Genomic DNA, 18,655 nt, shown 5'->3' with positions numbered 1-18,655 from the left:
ACCTGTGCAGCAGGGATTCCGTTCTGTAGGAGCGAGCCTGCTCGCGATGGTCGTTAACGATAACGCCGGGCACCTGACACCCAGCGGTGTTCTCGAGTCCATCGCGAGCATGCTCGCTCCTACAGGTCTTGCATCACTCGACGCTGGCGTCGTCCTTGAACTGGTCCTTGACGTACTTGATCTCGGTCCGGCCGTGAGGCGCCGGCAAGCCGTCTTCACCGAGGTTCACGAACACCATTTTTTCAACGGTGAGGATGCTCTTGCGGGTGATCTTGTTGCGCACCTCGCACGTCAGGGTGATCGAAGTGCGGCCGAACTCGGTCGCCGTGATGCCCAGTTCGATGATGTCGCCCTGGCGCGAGGCGCTGACGAAATTGATTTCTGAAATGTACTTGGTGACCACACGCTGGTTGCCCAACTGAACGATGGCGTAGATCGCCGCCTCTTCGTCGATCCAGCGCAGCAGGCTACCGCCGAACAGCGTGCCGTTAGGGTTGAGGTCTTCGGGTTTTACCCATTTGCGGGTGTGGAAATTCATGTTCACTCCTGAGCGTCTTGCCGAATGATGCCGACCATCATGGCAGAGCCCGACCTAGAGCTCTATTGAGCATCGTCTATGGTCTCGATTACCGTTCGGACATTGACCGACAGAAACGCTTTGGAAGATCGGCATAGCCCGCTATAATCGCCACCGTTTCAAAACGGTCATCTTCAATTGCTACCGTTTCCCGCCACCTGTCCGAGGGGCGCTGCAGCAGGTTTGACCTGTCAGGCTCGGATGGGGCGTTGCCTGGCCTTCACTGGCTGGACACTAAACGCACAACGGCGCCCATTCGCATACATTACGAATGGAGGCTCTTCATGAGCGCTGTTATCACGCCTGCAGATTTTAACGATTACAAAGTTGCCGACATGTCCCTGGCTGCCTGGGGCCGTCGCGAAACCATCATCGCCGAATCCGAAATGCCAGCCCTGATGGGTCTGCGCAACAAGTATTCCGCCGAGCAACCGCTCAAGGGCGCGAAGATCCTCGGCTGCATCCACATGACCATTCAGACTGCCGTGCTGATCGAAACCCTGGTTGCCCTGGGTGCCGAAGTGCGCTGGTCGTCCTGCAACATTTTCTCGACTCAGGACCAGGCTGCTGCTGCCATCGCCGCTGCCGGCATCCCGGTTTTCGCCTGGAAAGGTGAAACCGAACAAGAGTACGAGTGGTGCCTGGAGCAGACCATCCTCAAAGATGGCGCGCCTTGGGATGCCAACATGATCCTCGACGACGGCGGTGACCTGACCGAGCTGCTGCACAAGAAGTACCCACAGGTTCTGGACCGCGTCCACGGCGTGACCGAAGAAACCACCACCGGCGTTCACCGCCTGCTGGACATGCTGGCCAAGGGCGAGCTGAAAATCCCGGCCATCAACGTCAACGACTCGGTGACCAAGAGCAAGAACGACAACAAGTACGGCTGCCGTCACAGCCTGAACGATGCGATCAAGCGCGGCACCGACCACCTTCTGTCCGGCAAGCAAGCGCTGGTCATCGGCTACGGCGACGTGGGCAAGGGTTCGGCCCAGTCCCTGCGTCAGGAAGGCATGATCGTCAAGGTTTCCGAAGTCGACCCGATCTGCGCCATGCAAGCCTGCATGGACGGTTTCGAAGTGGTTTCGCCGTTCATCGACGGTATCAACAACGGAACTGAAGCAAGCATCGACAAGGCATTGCTGGGCAAGATCGACCTGATCGTGACCACCACCGGTAACGTCAATGTTTGCGACTCGAACATGCTCAAGGCCCTGAAGAAGCGTGCCGTTGTCTGCAACATCGGCCACTTCGACAACGAAATCGACACCGCTTTCATGCGCAAGAACTGGGCATGGGAAGAAGTGAAGCCGCAGGTTCACAAAATCCACCGTACCGGCGCTGGCGATTTCGACCCACAGAACGACGACTACCTGATCCTGCTGGCCGAAGGCCGTCTGGTTAACCTGGGTAACGCCACCGGCCACCCGAGCCGCATCATGGACGGTTCGTTCGCCAACCAGGTTCTGGCCCAGATCTTCCTGTTCGGCCAGAAGTACGCCGACCTGTCGCCAGCCCAGAAAGCCGAGCGCCTGACCGTTGAAGTACTGCCGAAGAAACTCGACGAAGAAGTGGCCCTGGAAATGGTCCGTGGCTTCGGCGGCGTAGTGACTCAACTGACCAAGACCCAGGCCGACTACATCGGCGTGACCGTTGAAGGTCCGTTCAAGCCGCACGCCTACCGCTACTGATAGACCGGCTTTTCCTGTGTAGCAGCGAGCTCGCTCGCGATGGACGTCAACGATAACGCGTGTTGCCTGGATGAACGCGTTGCCTTGATGTTTTTCGCGAGCAAGCTCGCTCCTACAGGGGGCCAGCGTCCGCCTTATGAGTTTCCAAGGATATGACCATGTCCCAAGATCGTCGCTACAGCTTCGAGTTCTTCCCTACGAAGACCGATGCTGGGCATGAAAAGCTGCTCGCCACTGCTCGCCAGTTGGCCATCTACAACCCCGATTTCTTCTCCTGCACCTACGGCGCCGGCGGTTCGACCCGCGATCGCACGCTGAACACCGTGCTGCAGCTCGAAAGCGAAGTCAAAATCCCTGCCGCTCCGCACCTGTCCTGTGTGGGCGATAGCAAGGACGACCTGCGCGGCCTGCTGGCCCAGTACAAGGCTGCCGGCATCAAGCGTATCGTCGCCCTGCGCGGTGACCTGCCTTCGGGTATGGGCATGGCCAGCGGTGAGTTGCGCCACGCCAATGACCTGGTTGAATTCATTCGTGAAGAAACCGGTGATCATTTCCACATCGAAGTCGCCGCTTACCCGGAAATGCATCCGCAAGCGCGCAATTTCGAAGACGATGTGGCCAACTTCGTGCGCAAGGCCAACGCTGGCGCCGACAGTGCGATCACCCAGTACTTCTTCAACGCCGACTGCTATTTCTACTTCGTCGAACGCGTGCGGGCGCTGGGCGTGAACATCCCGATCGTGCCGGGCATCATGCCGATCACCAACTACAGCAAGCTGGCGCGCTTCTCCGATGCCTGCGGTGCGGAAATCCCGCGCTGGATCCGCAAGCAACTGGAAGCCTATGGCGACGACACCCAGAGCATTCAGCGCTTTGGCGAACAGGTCATCACCGAGATGTGCGAACAACTGCTGCAGGGTGGCGCTCCAGGGCTGCACTTCTACACGCTGAACCAGGCTGAAGCGAGCCTGGCGGTGTGGAACAACCTGAAGTTGCCGCGTTAAAAAGTCGTTGAAGCACGATTAAAAGATCGCAGCCTGCGGCAGCGCCTACAACGGAATGTCAAATCCCGTAGGCGCTGTCGCAGGCTGCGATCTTTTTGCTTTCAACGCACTATTAATGTGCGGCAATCCACGGAGTTAGAGCATCTGCGGTCAGTTTCTGGCTCTTTCCGGTTTCTCGTCGTAATCTCAGCCTATGCCTTTGATCACGCAGTTAATCGCCGTGCTTGTCTTCACTTGCCTGAGCTTCGCCGCCCGGGGCGAGAAGCTGCGCATTGTCACGGAGCCATGGGCGCCCTATGTGTACGAAGACAACGGCAAATCCCTGGGCCTGGACTACGAAACCACCGCCATTGTCTTCAAGCGCCTGGGCATCGAAGTGGAGTGGCAATTCCTGCCATGGAAACGCTGCTTGTCGATGCTTGAAACAGGCCAGGCCGACGGCGCCCTGGACATCTTTCACAGCGACGAACGCGAAGCGACGCTGCTCTACCCCAGCGAACCGCTCTCGGAAGTCCAGTTCGTGATGTTCTACGCCAATGACCGGCCCCACCCGTTTCGCAGCCTCGATGACTTGCGCGGCCTGACCATCGGCACCTCGCCGGGTTACCTGTACAGCAAGGACTTCAGCGATTCGACGCTGTTCACCCGCGAGCCGGCCCCCACCCATGAAGCCAACTTCGGCAAACTGGTACGCGGGCGAATTGACCTGCTGATCACCGACCGCCGGGTCGGCCAGCATTTGCTCGACGAACTGGGCATCCGCGACAAGATCACCGAAAACCCCACGGTCATCAGCCAGCAAAGCCAGTTTCTCGCGGTGCGGCGCAATGCGGGCATGGATCTGCTGGTGCAGCGTTTCGGCGCCGAACTCAAGCGCTTCAAGCGCGAGCCCGCCTACGCTGAACTGAGCGCCCGCTACGGCGCGGAACCGGCAGCCAGCGTGAAGTCTGAAAAGGCCACGGCCGCCACGGAAAAAACCGTTGAGCAGCAGGAAAGCGGCGCGCAGTGATAGCTCTGTTATACTCCGGCCTTCCCGCCAGGCTCACGCCCGGACGCTCGGAATCGTTAAAGGCATCTCAACCCCGCTACTGCGCAGCTTTCAGCCCGCGCGAGCGCTTGCAGACGAGCCTTCGAAACCCAGCAGGACCGGACGGGATTGCGTCCTCTTAAACGCCATTCGCGCCAGGCAAGACTCCCATTGGGCCAAGCCCTAACTAGAACAGGATTACTCATGTCCTTTGCTTCCCTCGGTCTCTCCGAGGCTTTAGTCCGCGCCATCGAGGCGGCGGGCTATACCGAGCCTACTCCGGTGCAACAGCGGGCCATTCCCGCCGTGTTGCAAGGTCGCGACCTGATGGTCGCGGCACAGACAGGTACTGGTAAAACCGGCGGTTTCGCCCTTCCGATCCTGGAGCGGTTGTTCCCCAACGGTCATCCGGACAAGTCCCAACGTCACGGCCCGCGCCAACCGCGCGTACTGGTCCTGACCCCGACTCGCGAACTCGCCGCGCAAGTGCATGAAAGCTTCAAGGTCTATGCCCGTGACCTGAAGTTCGTCAGCGCCTGCATCTTCGGCGGTGTCGGCATGAACCCGCAGGTTCAGGCCATGTCCCGCGGCGTAGACGTGCTGGTGGCCTGCCCTGGCCGCCTGCTCGACCTGGCCGGCCAAGGCAGCGTCGATCTGTCCCACGTGGAAATCCTCGTGCTGGACGAAGCCGACCGCATGCTCGACATGGGCTTCGTCCATGACGTGAAAAAGGTCCTGGCCCGTCTGCCGGCCAAACGCCAGAACCTGCTGTTCTCGGCGACCTTCTCCAAGGACATCACCGACCTCGCCGGCAAGCTGCTGCACAACCCGGAACGCATCGAAGTCACGCCGCCAAACACCACGGTCGAGCGTATCGAGCAACGCGTATTCCGCCTGCCGGCCAGCCACAAGCGCGCCTTGCTGGCCCACCTGATCACCGCTGGCGCCTGGGAACAGGTACTGGTGTTCACCCGCACCAAACACGGCGCCAACCGCCTGGCCGAGTACCTGGACAAGCACGGCCTGAGCGCCGTCGCGATCCACGGCAACAAGAGCCAGAACGCCCGCACCAAAGCCCTGGCCGACTTCAAGGCCGGCACTGTGCGCATCCTGGTGGCCACCGACATCGCCGCCCGCGGCCTGGACATCGACCAGTTGCCACATGTGGTCAACTTCGAACTGCCGAATGTCGATGAAGACTACGTACACCGTATCGGCCGTACCGGCCGTGCCGGTCGTTCGGGCGAGGCGATTTCGCTGGTAGCCCCGGACGAAGAAAAACTGCTGAAAAGCATCGAACGCATGACCAAGCAGAAAATCGCCGACGGCGACCTGATGGGCTTCGATGCAAGCACCATCGAGGCGGAAAAGCCTGAAGTGCGCGAGCGTCCGGACATGCGCAACCCGCGCAATCCACGTGGCCCGCGCGGCGACGGTCCGAACGGCAGCGGTGGCGGCGGTGGTCGCAAGGACAAAGGCAAGGACAAGGGCAAGGAAAAACCGGCCGGCGAACGCGGTGAGCGCCCGGCCCGTCAGCAGAAACCACGTGAAGGCACTCCGGCTCGCGAACAGCGTCCGTCGCAACCTCCTCGTGCCGCTGCTGACCGCGCCCCGGACGAGTTCCTGGACGACGATATCGATAACTTCGGTAACCGCGTCGACTACGTGCCGCAGCAGAAGCCCGCGCAAGGCCGTGGCCGTCGCCCGGGTGCTCCGGCACAAGGCACCGCGGCAGGTTCGGGCGCTCCACGTTCCGGCAAGCCACAAGGTCGCCAGAACGGTCCCCGCAACAGCGATGGCGCCAGCACCGGCACTCCGCCAGCCAAGCGTAACGGCCCTCGCAGTGGCGCACCGCGCGACGGCCAGGCCCGTCGCGAAGATTCGCGCAATCGCCGTCCGGCCCGTGACGACCAGCCACGTTCGGAACCTGCCGTACAGAACCCGCGTGGCCCGGCGCCGAAGATCATGCACAAGGAGTCGAAGGCGGATCGCTTCCCGACACCTGAGCAGCTGGATCAACTGCCAAGCCGTCCTCGTGGTGAGAAACCAGCGCTGCTGACCCGCAATCGCTGAGTTATCGCTGCAATGAAAAATGCCCCGGTTCGAAAGAGCCGGGGCATTTTTTTGATCAGTGCAAAAACCTGTGGGAGCGAGCTTGCTCGCGATGGTCGTCAACGATAACCCTGGAAGCCTGATGCTCCGTGGCGCTCTCAGGTCTATCGCGAGCAGGCTCGCTCCTACAGTCTCAGCATTACTTCGCTTTTACACCTTCAAAGGTCACGTACATTTCAACCGCATCGGACGATGGGCCCAGGTCTTTCTGCTTGCCGAAGTCGGAACGCTTGAGGCTGAAAGTACCCTCGAAGCCTGCACGGTAGCCGCCCCATGGATCCTTGCCTTCACCCAGGAAGGTAGCCTTGACCACGATTGGTTTGGTTACACCGAGGATAGTCAGGTCGCCAGCTACATCGGCAGTGTCCTTGCCAGCGGCGTTTTTGCCGGTGGGTTTGACGCTGGTGGAAACGAACGTGGCTTTGCTGCCGTTCAGGAAGTCTTTGCTGGAGATGTGCTTGTCACGCTCGGCGTTGTTGGTGAAAACGCTGGCGGTGTTCACGTTGAACTCGATCTTGCTGTCTTCAGGCTTGGCAGCGTCGAAGCTGAACTTGCCGTCGATGTCCTTGAAAGTACCGGTGATGAAGCTGTAGCCCAGGTGGCTGATCTTGAAGTCAACGAAGGCGTGCTGGCCTTCTTTGTCGACCACGTAGTCAGCGGCCATGGCGTTACCGGCGGACAACAGGGCGGAACTGATTGCCAGAGCGGCCAGAGTCTTTTTCAACATGCTTTGTTTTCCTTTGGAGTCGAGGTTGAACTTCAGGCTTTGCGACCCAGCATTCGCTTGAGGGTCACATCACGGTCGATAAAGTGGTGCTTCAATGCTGCCAACGCATGGAGGCCGGAAAAAATTACCAGCACCCACGCCAGGTAGAGGTGGATCACGCCAGCGGTATCTGCCTGGTCCGGCAGTCCGGATACCAGCGCAGGGACTTCAAACAAGCCAAACACCGGGATACCGACACCTTCTGCGGTGGAAATCAGGTAACCGGCAATCAACACGGCAAACAGACTGAGGTACAAAAAGCCATGGCCGAACCTGGCGCCGAGGCGCGTCATACGGCTGTAGCTGGCCAGGGTTGGCGGCGGTGGGCTGATGAAGCGCCACAGCACCCGCAGCAGCATCACACCCAGCAACACCAAGCCGATACTCTTGTGCAAGTCCGGCGCGTCTTTGCGCCAGGTGCTGTAGTAGTCGAGCCCGACCATCCACAGCCCAAGCGCGAACAGACCGAAGACCGCCAGTGCCACAACCCAGTGAATGACGATACTGACCCAGCCATAGCGGGAGGTAGAGTTACGTAGCTGCATTGCCTAGATCCTGTAAGTGCTGGCCCAAGACTATCGAGTTATCTATCGAATTAAAGCGGAAAAATTTGCTTTGAAATATCGAAAAATGCGATCAAGAGTCTGAAGCCTGCGAGTTAAGGAAAGATTAAAGGCGAAATTGTGAGAAAAAGTGAATACAAACCGGAGAACACCTGTATCAAAAGGTTTATTCGATTCTGGTCCCGGTTTTTCTCCAGGCAAAAAAAACGCGGCCCTTGAGCCGCGTTTTTTCGCCTGAACGTTGCTGAGTCTTGGTGTCAGTGGCCTCACTGCTCTCCGGTTCAACATTTTTGACCGGTGCCGTCCTGGCAGGCTCCGCCCTCCCCGATCCAGACACCTGATGGCTGCCGCTTATCATTTAGCTCCGAATCTTTTGTGAGAAGCTTCTGATGCATCGCAGCAGCATGTAGGACCGCACAGCCAAACCGGATGGTTGATGTTTGATGGCAAAAAAAAGCGCGACCCTGGGGCCGCGCTTTTTTACACCTGAACGTTACTGAGCCTTGGTCACAGTGTCCGTTGCAGGTTTGGCCGCTGGCTTCTTCGCCGTCTCGGCTTTCTTCACCGGAGCCTTGGCCGGGGCCTTTTTCGTTTCGGTCTTGGCTGGGGCCTTGGCCGGTGCCTTCTTCGCAGGCTCGGTTTTCACCGGTGCTGCAGGCTTCGGTGGTTCGACCGGTGCCGGAGCAGCAACCGGTGCTGGAGCAGGTGCCGGAGTTACCGGTGCTACCGGCTCAGGTGCCTTGACTGGTTCTGGTTTCTTCTCGTCATCCGAGCCGCCGAACAGGTTGCTGAAGAAATTGCCTTTCTTCGCCACCACCGCACCAGCGCCCGCCGCTGCGGCGGCCGGACCCACTTTCGCCGGTTCGAACGACTTGCCCGCCGCCAGGTCTTCAACCTGGCTGGCCGCACGCTGGCCAGTGCGCAGCGCACCTTCCAGGGTGCCCGGGTACAGGGTGTCGGTGTGTTCGCCAGCGAAGGCTACGCGCTGAATCGGGCGTTCCCACAGGCGCCAGAACTTGCTGATCTGGCCCGGGCCGAAGGCCAGGTAGGCACCGCCAGTCGACGGGTCGGTGCTGTAGCGACGGATTTCATAACCGGTGAACGAACCACGGGCCTGTGGATAAAAAGCGTGCAGGCGAATCAGTACCTGATCAGCCATCTGCTTGTCGCCGAACGCCTGCATGACGCGGGCGTTGTCGCCGGACAGGTTGATCACCACGTTGGCACCGCCCTTCAGGGCAGGCTCGACCCACAACATCCCCAGGCCGGTGTTGCTGTAGATCTCGCCGGACATGCGCGCCTTGCTTTCCCACACCGGCGTCTTGAACTTGAGCATGATCTGGTCACGCCAACCGTAGTTGGTGCCCTTGATCGCCGCCAGGTGCTGTGCGTCCAGCGCCGGGGTCATCTGGATCTTGTTCAGGGCGCGCAACGGCACAGCCAGCACCACGTAGTCGGCCTGGTAGCCGACGCTGCCGACCTTGACGGTGACGCCGTCCTTGTCCTGGCTGATGGCCGAGACCGGGGAAGCGGTCTTAATGGTTTTCAGCTGCTTGACGAAGGCCTGGGCCAGCACCGGGCTGCCACCAACCAGGCGCGAAGCACGCAGATCACGATCGGAGACGCCACGGTAGACGCGGCTCTGCTGCGCGAAGTACAGCAGCGACAAGCGCGAAGGTTCGTCGTAGCGGGTACGGATCTGCTGGTTGATCAACTGGCGGGCGGTGGCCGGCAGGTTCTGCTTGTCGAGCCAGCTCGACACGTTGATCTGATCCAGCGCGTGCAGGGTGTTGTTGGCGGCCGGGTTCAGCGGGTCGTCGATCGAGCGCGCCAGATCGTCCACGGTCTTGTCGAAACGCTTGAGCGCCTCGGCGGTGGCTGGCTGCTTGGTCGCCAGATCGGCGGCGGAGAAATACTCGCCATCGATCAGGTAGCTTGGGGTCCGCACGAATTCAGGGGCCGGCGTGGTGCTCAGCTTGAAGTTCGAAACGTACTTGTTCAGCACCGGCTGGACCTTGTCGTTGCCGATCCACTCGCTGGTGGCCATGCCGGAACGGCCGCCCAGGCTCGATTTGGCTTCCAGCAGCGTGACCTGCCAGCCCTTGTTCTGCAGCTCGTACGCGGCAGTCAGGCCCGACAGGCCGCCGCCGATCACGATCGCGGTTTTATCCTTGGCCAGCGCAGACACGCTGAACAGCCCCAACATCACCAGCGCACAGGCGCGCAGCCAACCGACAGACATTCAGCGAACTCCGGAATCACACGAGGAAAACAGTAGTTTTTGCGAGCCAGACGGCTCAAGAGCCGCGAAGGATACGTCAGCCTTCAGACGCCCGCCAGCAACGTCTATCGGCCTGTACAAAGTAGCTCATTCGACACAATGGGTTGTCCCCGCGGCACGCATTGCATAGGCTTGCGCGATTGTTTGTCCGCGCAGGTAACGGACCGCCTCCAGGAGAGTGAAAATGGGCCTGAATAATCAGTGGATGCAACGCGATCTCGCCGTGCTGTGGCATCCCTGCACCCAGATGAAAGATCACGAGCAACTGCCGCTGATCCCGATCAAGCGCGGGGAAGGCGTGTGGCTGGAAGACTTCGAAGGCAAACGCTACCTCGATGCGGTCAGCTCCTGGTGGGTCAATGTGTTCGGGCACGCCAACCCGCGGATCAACCAGCGCATCAAGGACCAGGTCGACCAGCTCGAACATGTGATCCTGGCCGGCTTCAGTCATCAACCGGTGATCGAGTTGTCCGAGCGCCTGGTGAAGATGACGCCGGAAGGCCTGACCCGGTGCTTCTACGCCGATAACGGTTCGTCCTGCATCGAAGTCGCGCTGAAAATGAGCTTTCACTACTGGCTCAATCGCGGTCAGCCGAACAAGAAGCGCTTCGTCACCCTGACCAACAGCTACCACGGCGAAACCATGGCGGCGATGTCGGTGGGTGATGTGCCGCTGTTCACCGAGACCTACAAAGCGCTGTTGATGGACACCATCAAGGTGCCGAGCCCGGATTGCTACCTGCGCCCCGAAGGCATGAGCTGGGAAGAACACTCGCGCAACATGTTCGCCGCCATGGAGCAGACCCTCGCCGAAAACCACGACACGGTCGCGGCGGTGATCGTCGAGCCGCTGATCCAGGGCGCCGGCGGCATGCGCATGTACCACCCGGTGTACCTCAAATTGCTGCGAGAAGCCTGCGACCGCTACGGCGTGCACCTGATCCACGACGAAATCGCCGTCGGCTTCGGCCGCACCGGGACGATGTTCGCCTGCGAACAGGCCGGCATCCGCCCTGATTTCCTGTGCCTTTCCAAAGCCCTGACCGGCGGCTATCTGCCGCTGGCGGCGTGCATGACCACCGACGAGGTCTACAGCGCCTTCTACGACGACTACCCGACCCTGCGCGCCTTCCTGCACTCCCACAGCTACACCGGCAACCCGCTGGCGTGCGCGGCGGCCCTGGCGACCCTGGACATCTTCGAAGAAGACAACGTCATCGAGAACAACAAGGCCCTGGCGCAGCGCATGGCTACGTCGACGGCGCATCTGGTCGACCACCCGAACGTGTCCGAAGTGCGCCAGACCGGCATGGTGCTGGCCATCGAGATGGTCAAGGACAAGGCCAGCAAAGAGGCTTGGCCATGGCAGGAACGTCGCGGCCTGAAGGTGTTCCAGCACGCCCTGGAGCGCGGTGCCTTACTGCGTCCATTGGGCAGCGTGGTGTATTTCCTGCCGCCGTATGTGATCACCCCGGAGCAGATCGACTTCCTTGCCGAAGTGGCCAGCGAAGGAATCGACATCGCGACCCGCGACAGCGTCAGCGTGGCGGTGCCGAAGGACTTCCACCCGGGGTTCCGTGATCCGGGCTAAAGGCACTGGTTACCTGTGGCGAGGGGGCTTGCCCCCGTTGGGTCGCATAGCGACCCCAAATCCGGCAACCTGGTTTCCCCAGACAAATCGAATCAGCAGGATTTGCGACTGCTTCGCAGCCGAACGGGGGCAAGCCCCCTCGCCACAAAAAGCTACGCCGACACACTTACGATGCCGAACATTAGATTCAGTAGAGACCCAGCATGAGATTGTCCCGCTTCTTCATCGACGCCCCCCTGAGCATCGGCGAGCACGAGTTGCCCGAAGCCCAGGCCCACTACATCAGCCGCGTGCTGCGCATGGCCGAGGGCGATGCGTTGCAGTTGTTCGACGGTTCGGGCCAGGAGTTTCGCGCCAGGCTGGTCGACGTCGGCAAAAAGCGCGTCGTGGTGCAGGTCGATGAATGCTTCGCCGGGCAGATCGAGTCGCCGCTGCAAATCCATCTCGGCCAGGGCCTGTCCCGGGGTGAGCGCATGGACTGGGCGATCCAGAAAGCCACGGAACTGGGCGTCACTGAAATCACCCCGATCTTCACAGAGCGCTGCGAAGTCCGACTCAAGGACGAGCGCGCCGACAAACGCCTGCTGCACTGGCGCCAGGTGGCGATCAGCGCATGCGAACAGTGCGGGCGTTCAAGGGTGCCGGTGATTCATCCGCCGCTGTTGCTGACTGACTGGTTGAAGCAGACACAAGCCGAGTTGAAATTGGTGCTGCACCCGGTGGCCGAACCGTTGGTGAGCCACGCCAAACCTTCAAGTCTGGCATTCCTGATCGGCCCGGAGGGTGGTTTGTCCGATGCCGAAGTCGATCAGGCCAAGGCCGGCGGCTTCCACGCCGCCCGCCTCGGTCCACGGGTGCTGCGCACCGAAACCGCGCCGGTTGTTGCACTGGCGGTGGCCCAGCAACTCTGGGGTGATTTCTAGGCTACTGCACCGGATCACTCACCGGTTTGGCAATGATCGCCTTGAGTTCGCTGGTCATCGGGAACTCAAGGTTCAAACCCTTCGGCGGGATCGGCTGCTCGAACCAGCGTTGGTAGATGCCATTGATCTCGCCCGAGCTGTACAGATCCGCCAACGCGCCGTTGACCAGCGCCAGGAACTGCGGATCGTCCTTGCGCACCATGCAGCTGTAGATCTCCCGCGATTGCTCCTCCCCGACCACCACCCACTTGTGCGGGTCATTGGCCTTGGCACGCTCACCGTAGAGCAGCGCGTCGTCCATGTAGAACGCCGCCGCCCGGCCCGACTGCAGCATCTGGAAGGCTTCGCCGTGGTCCTTGGCGCTGATCACGAACATGTCGATCTTGTGATCAACGTTATAGCTTTTCAGGAAGCGCTCGTTGGTGGTGCCGGCGGTAGTCACCACGTTCTTGCCGCGCAGGTCAGCGAAATTCTTGATCCCGCTGTCCTTCGCGGTCAGCAACTGGCCTTTGACATAGATGAAGCCATAGGAGAACGCCACCTGCTTCTGCCGTTCGGCGGTCACGCCGGTGGAGCCGCACTCCAGGTCAACGGTACCGTTCTGCACCAGTGGAATGCGGGTCTGCGAGGTCACCAGGTTGTACTTCACCTTCAGGTCCGGCAGCGCCAGTTGCTGCTGGATGCGCTCGACGATCTTGCCCGCCAGATCCACCGAGTAACCCATCGGCTTGCCGCTGTGATCACCCACGTAGGAGAACGGCACCGAAGCATCGCGATAGCCCAGGGTGATGCTGTTGGCGCTGGCGATCTTGCTCAGGGTGCCGGTCAGCGGCGCTTCATTGGCCTGAACCTGACTGCCGAGCAACAGGCCAAGCGTACAAGCGAGCAACGTGATTTTTTGCATTGTTATTCTCCGTTGTGGGTGTTGGTTTATCAGACGCGTGCAGCGATGACGGTGATTTCCACCAGCACCTGCGGGCGGGCCAGTTCGGCCTGCACGGTGGTGCGGCTCGGTGCCTGCCCCGGCGATAGCCAGGCCGACCAGACCTCGTTCATCGCGGCGAAATCCTCTGTGATGTTCTTCAGGTAAATGGTCGCGCTGAGCAGATGATCCTTGTCGCTGCCCGCCTCCGCCAGCAAGGTATCGATTTTCGCCAGCACTTCGCGGGTCTGGCCGGTGGCATCCAGGGCATCGCCCGGCACCTGCCCGGAGAGAAACACCAGGTCGCCAAAGGTCACGGCGCCAGACAGGCGCGGGTTGCTGTGCAGTCGGGTAATGGTCATTGCAGTGTCCTCTTCTGAAATCAGTATTCAGGCAGCCCGGTGGCTGAAACCCTGAAGGTCAATGGAAGGCCGGCGCTCGCCGATCAGCTCGCTGAGCAAGCGTCCGCTGCCGCATGCCAGGGTGAAACCCAGCGCGCCGTGGCCGAGGTTGAGCCACAGGTTGCGATACGCCGTCGCGCCCAGTAGCGGCACGCCGCTGGGGGTGGCCGGGCGCATGCCGGCCCACTCGACGGCTTCGTCATAGGCGCCGGCATTTGGAAAGGTGTCATGGGCCTGACGCTTGATCAGCGCCAGACGCTTGGGGTCCAAAGCAGGGTCGAAGCCGACGATGTCGACCATCGCCGCCACTCGCAATTGCTTACCGATGCGGGCGTAGACAATCTTGCGGTCATAGTCGGTGATGCTCACGTCCGGTGCCCGGTGACCGGCGCCGATCGGCACGGTCAGACTGTAGCCCTTGAGCGGATAAAGCGGCAGTTGCAGCCCGGGTAGCGCCAACAACGGACTGCGGTGACCGGCAGCGATCACCAGTTGATCGACCTGCAGCAATTGCCCGCCCAGTTCGATGGCGTTGACACTGCCGTTGCTGTGGCGAATGCCGGTCACTGCTTGCCCGAGGAGAAATTCGCAACGGCCGGACGCCTTCAGTCGTGCGGCCAGTTGCTGGCAGAAGCCATGGCAGTCACCAACCTCTTCGTCCGGGGTGTAGATCGCCCCGACAAAGGGCGCATCGATCAGCGCCGGTTCCAGTTGCGCGCATTCGGCCGGCGACAACACTTGCTGTTGCTGCGGGTCGGCCAGGCCTTGGCGCGCATGCTCGAAACTGCTGTTCTGGCGGAAAGTCACCAGTTTGCCATTGCGCCGCCACTGGAATCCCGCCAGTCCATCATCCTCGCGCCAGGACTTCAATGTGTCTTGGCTGAACAACGCCAGGCGCAGCAAGTGCGCGGCGTTCTCGCGGTTGACCGAGCGGCGGCAGGCGCCGAGGAACGACGCCATCCAGCGCCACTGGGCCGGGTCGAAGCGCGGGCGCAGCTTCAGCGGTGAGTCGCCGCGCAACATCCAGCCGATGGCTTGCAAAGGCACACCGGCGTCGGCCAGGGGCGCGACATAGCGATAGGACAACTGGCCGCCATTGGCGAAGCTGGTTTCGCTGCCCAGCGAGTCCCGTGCCTCGACCACCGTCACCTCGAAGCCGTCGCGCACCAGCGCATAGGCCGTTGCCAGGCCAATCACACCGCCACCGATGATGCACACACGCTGAGCCATGTCCGTCCTTAAAACCGTTGTGAAGACGACACCGAGGTTAGAGCCAGGTGACAGACGTTGAACAATGCATAAAGATGGCAAACCCATAAACAAAGGTTATGGACTTGCCATGCGCCTTCGCCATATCGAGATTTTCCAGGCCATCCGCCAGACCGGCTCAATCAGCGCCGCCGCGCAATTGCTGCATGTCTCGCAGCCGGCGGTGAGCAAGGTGTTGCAGCACGCCGAGCAGCAATTGGGCTTCCCGTTGTTCCTGCGGGTGCGCGGCAAGTTGCAGGCGACCCCGGAAGCGCTGGAGCTGGAGCGCGAAGTGGACAAGGTCAGCGAAAGCCTGCAAGGCGTGCGGCGCCTGGCGCAGAGCCTGCGCCGCGAACCTGGCCACAGCCTGCGCATCGGTGCCACCCCGGCGCTGGCCCTGTCATTGCTGCCACCGGCCATTCACGAATGGACCGGGCGCTACCCGGACATCGTTTGCGAACTCTCCAGCGCCCACAGTCGCGAACTGGTGCAGAACCTGTTGATGCGCGAAGTGGATGTCGCCCTGACCCTGCAACGCCCGGATCACCCGGGGCTCAAGGCTCAGGCGCTGGCGTCCGGCGTGCTGGTGGCGCTGGCGCCAAGTGGTTACTGGCCTCAGGAAGATGCGGGCAAACCGTTGCCGCTGATGGCGCTGGCGGATGCGCCGCTGATCGGTTTATCCAGCGCCGATCCGCTGGCCGCGCGGCTCGACAGTTACCTGGAAGCGGTAGAACCGCCGCCCCGGGTACGCATCGCCGTGCAAACCTACTCACTGGCACGGGCGATGGTGGAATCTGGCGCGGGCCTGGCGGTGATCGATCCGTTCACCGCCCTTGGCGCCTCTCCCGCCACCACAACGATCCGCCCTCTGGCACCGCCGTTACCCATCACCCTGTACGCAGTGACCCGCGCCGCCGAACCACCGCCCCACACCTTGAACGATCTGTTGCAGGTATTCAGCCGTCGAGCCCGGGAGCAGTTGGATCGCCTGGTCCCGGTGCAGCCTTAAAGGACATAAAACAAAATCGCCACAAAGTGCAGCAGGCTCCCGGCGATCACGAACAGATGCCAGATCCCGTGGGCATGGCGCAGGCGATGATCGAGGGCAAAAAAGATAATCCCCACGGTGTACAACACCCCGCCCGATGCCAGCCACGCGAACCCGGCGCCGCCCAGCGCCGCGAGCAACGGCTTGACTGCCACCAGTACAATCCAGCCCATCACCGCATAAATCACGATCGACAGAATCCGCGCTTCCGAACGCGGCTTTATCTCTTGCAGGATGCCGATCAGCGCCAGTCCCCAGACAATCCCGAACAACGTCCAGCCCCACGGCCCGCGCAGGGTCACCAGACAGAACGGCGTGTAGCTGCCGGCGATCAACAGGTAGATCGAAAAGTGATCGACCTTCTGCATGATCGCTTTCTTGCGCCCGCGCACGCTGTGGTACACGGTCGACGCGCTGTAAAGCACCATCAGGGTAAAGGCGTAAATCGCCATGCTGACAATCTTCCACGGACTGCCGTCGAGACTGGCCAGCACAATCAGCCACACCCCGCCGATAAACGCCGCCACGGCCCCGACAAGATGCGTCCAGGCGTTCAGTCTTTCCCCGTGATACATGCGTTGCTCACCTCGAAATTCGTTACCGCAGAGCGCAAGGCTCAGGCTTGAAGCGTAAAAGCGCAATGTTTCTGTACGACGGGCCCGGAGTAATTGGGCACAATCGAGTCATTCCAAAAAGAGTCCGCCCCATGCTGATCGATGAAGAGTTGACCCTGAAAAAACTCGAGGTGTTCCTGGCTTTCATGCGCACCGGCAACCTGGCGCGGGCCGCTGCCGAGTTGCAGACCAGTAACGTCAGCGTGCATCGGGCGATCCATTCCCTGGAAAGCGCCCTGCGCTGCCCCCTGTTCAAGCACGAGGGCCGCAGCCTGACGCCGCTGGAAAGCGCTTATGTGCTGGAAGAGCGGGCGCAGAAGCTGATTCAGGATGTCGTCGAAAGCGTGCGCCTGACCCGCGAAGCCGCCGGGTTCTCCGCCGAACGTTTCAAGCTGGGCTCGCTGTATTCACTGACGGTCAAGACCGTGCCGCAACTGATCATGGGTTTGAAGATCCGCCGCAGCGAGCTCAACATCGATCTGATTCTGGGCTCCAACATCGACCTGCTCTACAAGCTCAAGAACATGGAAGTCGATGCGGCCCTGGTGTCGCTGGACGACAGTGTCAACGACCCGGACTGCGAGCAGATCCCGCTGTTTTCCGACGACATCTTCCTCGCCACCCCCGCCGACTCGAAGTTTGCCCAGCGAACCGAAGTCGACCTGGCCGAGGTCCGCGACGAAACCTTCATCACCCTGACCCAGGGCTTCGCCACCCATCAGGACGGCAAGCGGGTATTCGAGCAGGCAGGGTTCGAACCGAAGGTGGCGATGCAGGTCAACGACATCTTCACCCTCCTGAGCATGGTCAGTTCGGGCGTGGGTTATGCGTTGCTGCCGGGGCGGATTGCGGCGGTGTACGAGAACCGGGTGAAGCTGATCCCGTTACAGGAAAAGTACCGGTTGCAGCAGCACATTGGCGTGGTGTTCCTGAAAGCCAAGGAGCGTGATCCGAATCTGCTGGCGTTGCTGGCGGAGTGTCGGATGTATGCCAATCGGCAGGCTTGAGACCTTATCGCCCCCATCGCGAGCAAGCTCGCTCCCACATAGGAATGCGATTCCCTGTGGGAGCGAGCTTGCTCGCGATGACGTCTGAACATTCAATGACGATGCAGCGGACTACCCGACAATCCCGCGAACAATGAAGTACAACAACGAAGGCCCCAGCAAGCACCCAAGCCCGGTGTGGAAGGTCGCGGTCAGCGCGCCATAAGGCACCAGGCGCCGATCCGTCGCCGCCAAACCGGCAGTCACGCCACTGACCGTCCCGGCCAGCCCACCGAACACCATCGCCGAGCGCGGATTGTCCAGGCCCATCCAGCGCGCTGCCATCGGCGTGCCGACCATCACCAGAATCGCCTTGATCAGCCCGGTGGCAATCGACAGCGCCACCACATCGGAACTGGCGCCAATGGCCGCGCCGGTCACCGGCCCGACAATGTAGGTCACCGCACCGGCGCCGATGGTGGTCATGCTCACCGCATCGCGGTAACCGAATGCCCAGGCCATGCACGCGCCGACAATAAACGGGAGCACCGTGCCCAACAGCAGCGCGATCACGCCGATCAAGCCGGCTTTTTTCGCTTCAGTGGCCTGCACCTCGAATGCCGTGGCGACGATAGCGAAGTCCCGCAGCATGGCGCCGCCCATCAGCCCGATGCCGGAAAACAGGGTCAGGTCCGCCAGGCCTTTTTGCCCGCCGGTCATCGTGCCGCCGACCCAGGCCAGTACCAGGCCGATGACGATGGCAATCGCCGAGCCGTGGATACGCCCGAAGGTCAGGCGTTTGGAGATCACCACTGACACCCACATGATCACGCCGACGAAAGCGAATGCAGTGACCAGACCGTTGTGTTCAAGACCGTTCTTGATGAGATCCCACATA

17 protein-coding genes and 1 riboswitch are annotated in these 18,655 nt (G+C 61.1%); of the genes, 8 read left to right on the top strand and 9 right to left on the bottom strand.

Annotation, left to right across the window (positions count from 1 at the left end):
• Positions 1-133: 133 nt before the first annotated feature.
• Positions 134-538 (bottom strand): acyl-CoA thioesterase, encoded by a 405-nt coding sequence (locus tag AC1RDQ_RS06470; RefSeq protein WP_056853937.1) that lies wholly within the window; start codon positions 536-538, stop codon positions 134-136.
• A 197-nt stretch (positions 539-735) separates the two neighbouring features.
• A riboswitch (S-adenosyl-L-homocysteine riboswitch) is annotated at positions 736-838 on the top strand.
• 23 nt (positions 839-861) lie between these two features.
• Between AC1RDQ_RS06470 and ahcY the strand changes: the two genes are divergently transcribed.
• The 4 genes from ahcY (at position 862) to rhlE2 (ending at position 6,375) form a co-directional block, all read left to right on the top strand.
• Entirely contained in the window at positions 862-2,271 is a 1,410-nt protein-coding gene (gene ahcY, locus AC1RDQ_RS06465; RefSeq protein ID WP_090451894.1) for an adenosylhomocysteinase, read from the top strand.
• Positions 2,272-2,429: 158 nt separating this feature from the next.
• Entirely contained in the window at positions 2,430-3,275 is an 846-nt protein-coding gene (metF, locus tag AC1RDQ_RS06460) for a methylenetetrahydrofolate reductase [NAD(P)H] (RefSeq protein WP_150815197.1), read from the top strand.
• A gap of 193 nt (positions 3,276-3,468) precedes the next feature.
• The gene (locus AC1RDQ_RS06455) at positions 3,469-4,284 is read left to right on the top strand and encodes a substrate-binding periplasmic protein (protein ID WP_090451896.1); all 816 of its coding nucleotides are present in this window, start codon (positions 3,469-3,471) and stop codon (positions 4,282-4,284) included.
• A 222-nt stretch (positions 4,285-4,506) separates the two neighbouring features.
• On the top strand, positions 4,507-6,375 hold the full coding sequence (gene rhlE2, locus AC1RDQ_RS06450; protein WP_090451898.1) for an RNA helicase RhlE2: 1,869 nt from the start codon (positions 4,507-4,509) through the stop codon (positions 6,373-6,375).
• A 178-nt stretch (positions 6,376-6,553) separates the two neighbouring features.
• On the opposite strand, the gene AC1RDQ_RS06445 is transcribed toward rhlE2, so the two are convergent.
• The 3 genes from AC1RDQ_RS06445 to AC1RDQ_RS06435 form a co-directional block, all read right to left on the bottom strand.
• Positions 6,554-7,141: a YceI family protein gene (locus AC1RDQ_RS06445; RefSeq protein ID WP_090451900.1), complete on the bottom strand. Its 588-nt coding sequence runs from the start codon at positions 7,139-7,141 to the stop codon at positions 6,554-6,556.
• A gap of 32 nt (positions 7,142-7,173) precedes the next feature.
• Positions 7,174-7,725: a cytochrome b gene (locus tag AC1RDQ_RS06440; protein ID WP_407516184.1), complete on the bottom strand. Its 552-nt coding sequence runs from the start codon at positions 7,723-7,725 to the stop codon at positions 7,174-7,176.
• Positions 7,726-8,236: 511 nt separating this feature from the next.
• Positions 8,237-9,985 carry a flavin monoamine oxidase family protein gene (locus tag AC1RDQ_RS06435; protein WP_492586740.1) on the bottom strand — a complete coding sequence of 583 codons (1,749 nt, stop codon included), beginning with the start codon at positions 9,983-9,985 and terminating at the stop codon, positions 8,237-8,239.
• A gap of 223 nt (positions 9,986-10,208) precedes the next feature.
• On the opposite strand from AC1RDQ_RS06435, the gene AC1RDQ_RS06430 reads away from it, so the two are divergent.
• Positions 10,209-11,615, top strand: coding sequence for an adenosylmethionine--8-amino-7-oxononanoate transaminase (locus AC1RDQ_RS06430; protein WP_057712946.1), 1,407 nt, complete (start codon positions 10,209-10,211; stop codon positions 11,613-11,615).
• Positions 11,616-11,818: 203 nt separating this feature from the next.
• Positions 11,819-12,538, top strand: coding sequence for a 16S rRNA (uracil(1498)-N(3))-methyltransferase (locus tag AC1RDQ_RS06425; protein WP_090451906.1), 720 nt, complete (start codon positions 11,819-11,821; stop codon positions 12,536-12,538).
• A gap of 1 nt (position 12,539) precedes the next feature.
• Here the strand turns inward: AC1RDQ_RS06425 and AC1RDQ_RS06420 are convergent, their stop codons facing one another.
• The 3 genes from AC1RDQ_RS06420 to AC1RDQ_RS06410 are packed head-to-tail and all read right to left on the bottom strand — an operon-like array spanning position 12,540 to position 15,091.
• Positions 12,540-13,442 carry a transporter substrate-binding domain-containing protein gene (locus tag AC1RDQ_RS06420; protein WP_218494709.1) on the bottom strand — a complete coding sequence of 301 codons (903 nt, stop codon included), beginning with the start codon at positions 13,440-13,442 and terminating at the stop codon, positions 12,540-12,542.
• A 29-nt stretch (positions 13,443-13,471) separates the two neighbouring features.
• Positions 13,472-13,822, bottom strand: coding sequence for a RidA family protein (locus AC1RDQ_RS06415; protein WP_057712943.1), 351 nt, complete (start codon positions 13,820-13,822; stop codon positions 13,472-13,474).
• Positions 13,823-13,849: 27 nt separating this feature from the next.
• Complete coding sequence (locus AC1RDQ_RS06410; RefSeq protein ID WP_223500877.1) at positions 13,850-15,091, bottom strand: D-amino acid dehydrogenase; 1,242 nt, start codon at positions 15,089-15,091, stop codon at positions 13,850-13,852.
• Positions 15,092-15,200: 109 nt separating this feature from the next.
• Here AC1RDQ_RS06410 and AC1RDQ_RS06405 point away from each other — a divergent pair, with 109 nt between their 5' ends.
• Positions 15,201-16,118, top strand: coding sequence for a LysR family transcriptional regulator (locus tag AC1RDQ_RS06405; protein WP_102672868.1), 918 nt, complete (start codon positions 15,201-15,203; stop codon positions 16,116-16,118).
• Here AC1RDQ_RS06405 and trhA read toward each other — a convergent pair.
• Complete coding sequence (gene trhA / locus AC1RDQ_RS06400) at positions 16,115-16,732, bottom strand: PAQR family membrane homeostasis protein TrhA (protein WP_057712940.1); 618 nt, start codon at positions 16,730-16,732, stop codon at positions 16,115-16,117. The genes AC1RDQ_RS06405 and trhA overlap by 4 nt on opposite strands.
• A gap of 131 nt (positions 16,733-16,863) precedes the next feature.
• Between trhA and AC1RDQ_RS06395 the strand changes: the two genes are divergently transcribed.
• The gene (locus tag AC1RDQ_RS06395; RefSeq protein ID WP_057712939.1) at positions 16,864-17,778 is read left to right on the top strand and encodes a LysR family transcriptional regulator; all 915 of its coding nucleotides are present in this window, start codon (positions 16,864-16,866) and stop codon (positions 17,776-17,778) included.
• A 111-nt stretch (positions 17,779-17,889) separates the two neighbouring features.
• Here AC1RDQ_RS06395 and madM read toward each other — a convergent pair whose 3' ends face one another.
• Positions 17,890-18,654 carry a malonate transporter subunit MadM gene (gene madM / locus AC1RDQ_RS06390; protein WP_085716398.1) on the bottom strand — a complete coding sequence of 255 codons (765 nt, stop codon included), beginning with the start codon at positions 18,652-18,654 and terminating at the stop codon, positions 17,890-17,892.
• Position 18,655 lies beyond the last annotated feature (1 nt).

The organism is Pseudomonas sp. GW823-FHT02E01 (assembly GCF_058797535.1).
Note: the sequence above shows the minus strand (reverse complement) of the source record. Positions and strands in the feature narration are given on the sequence as shown.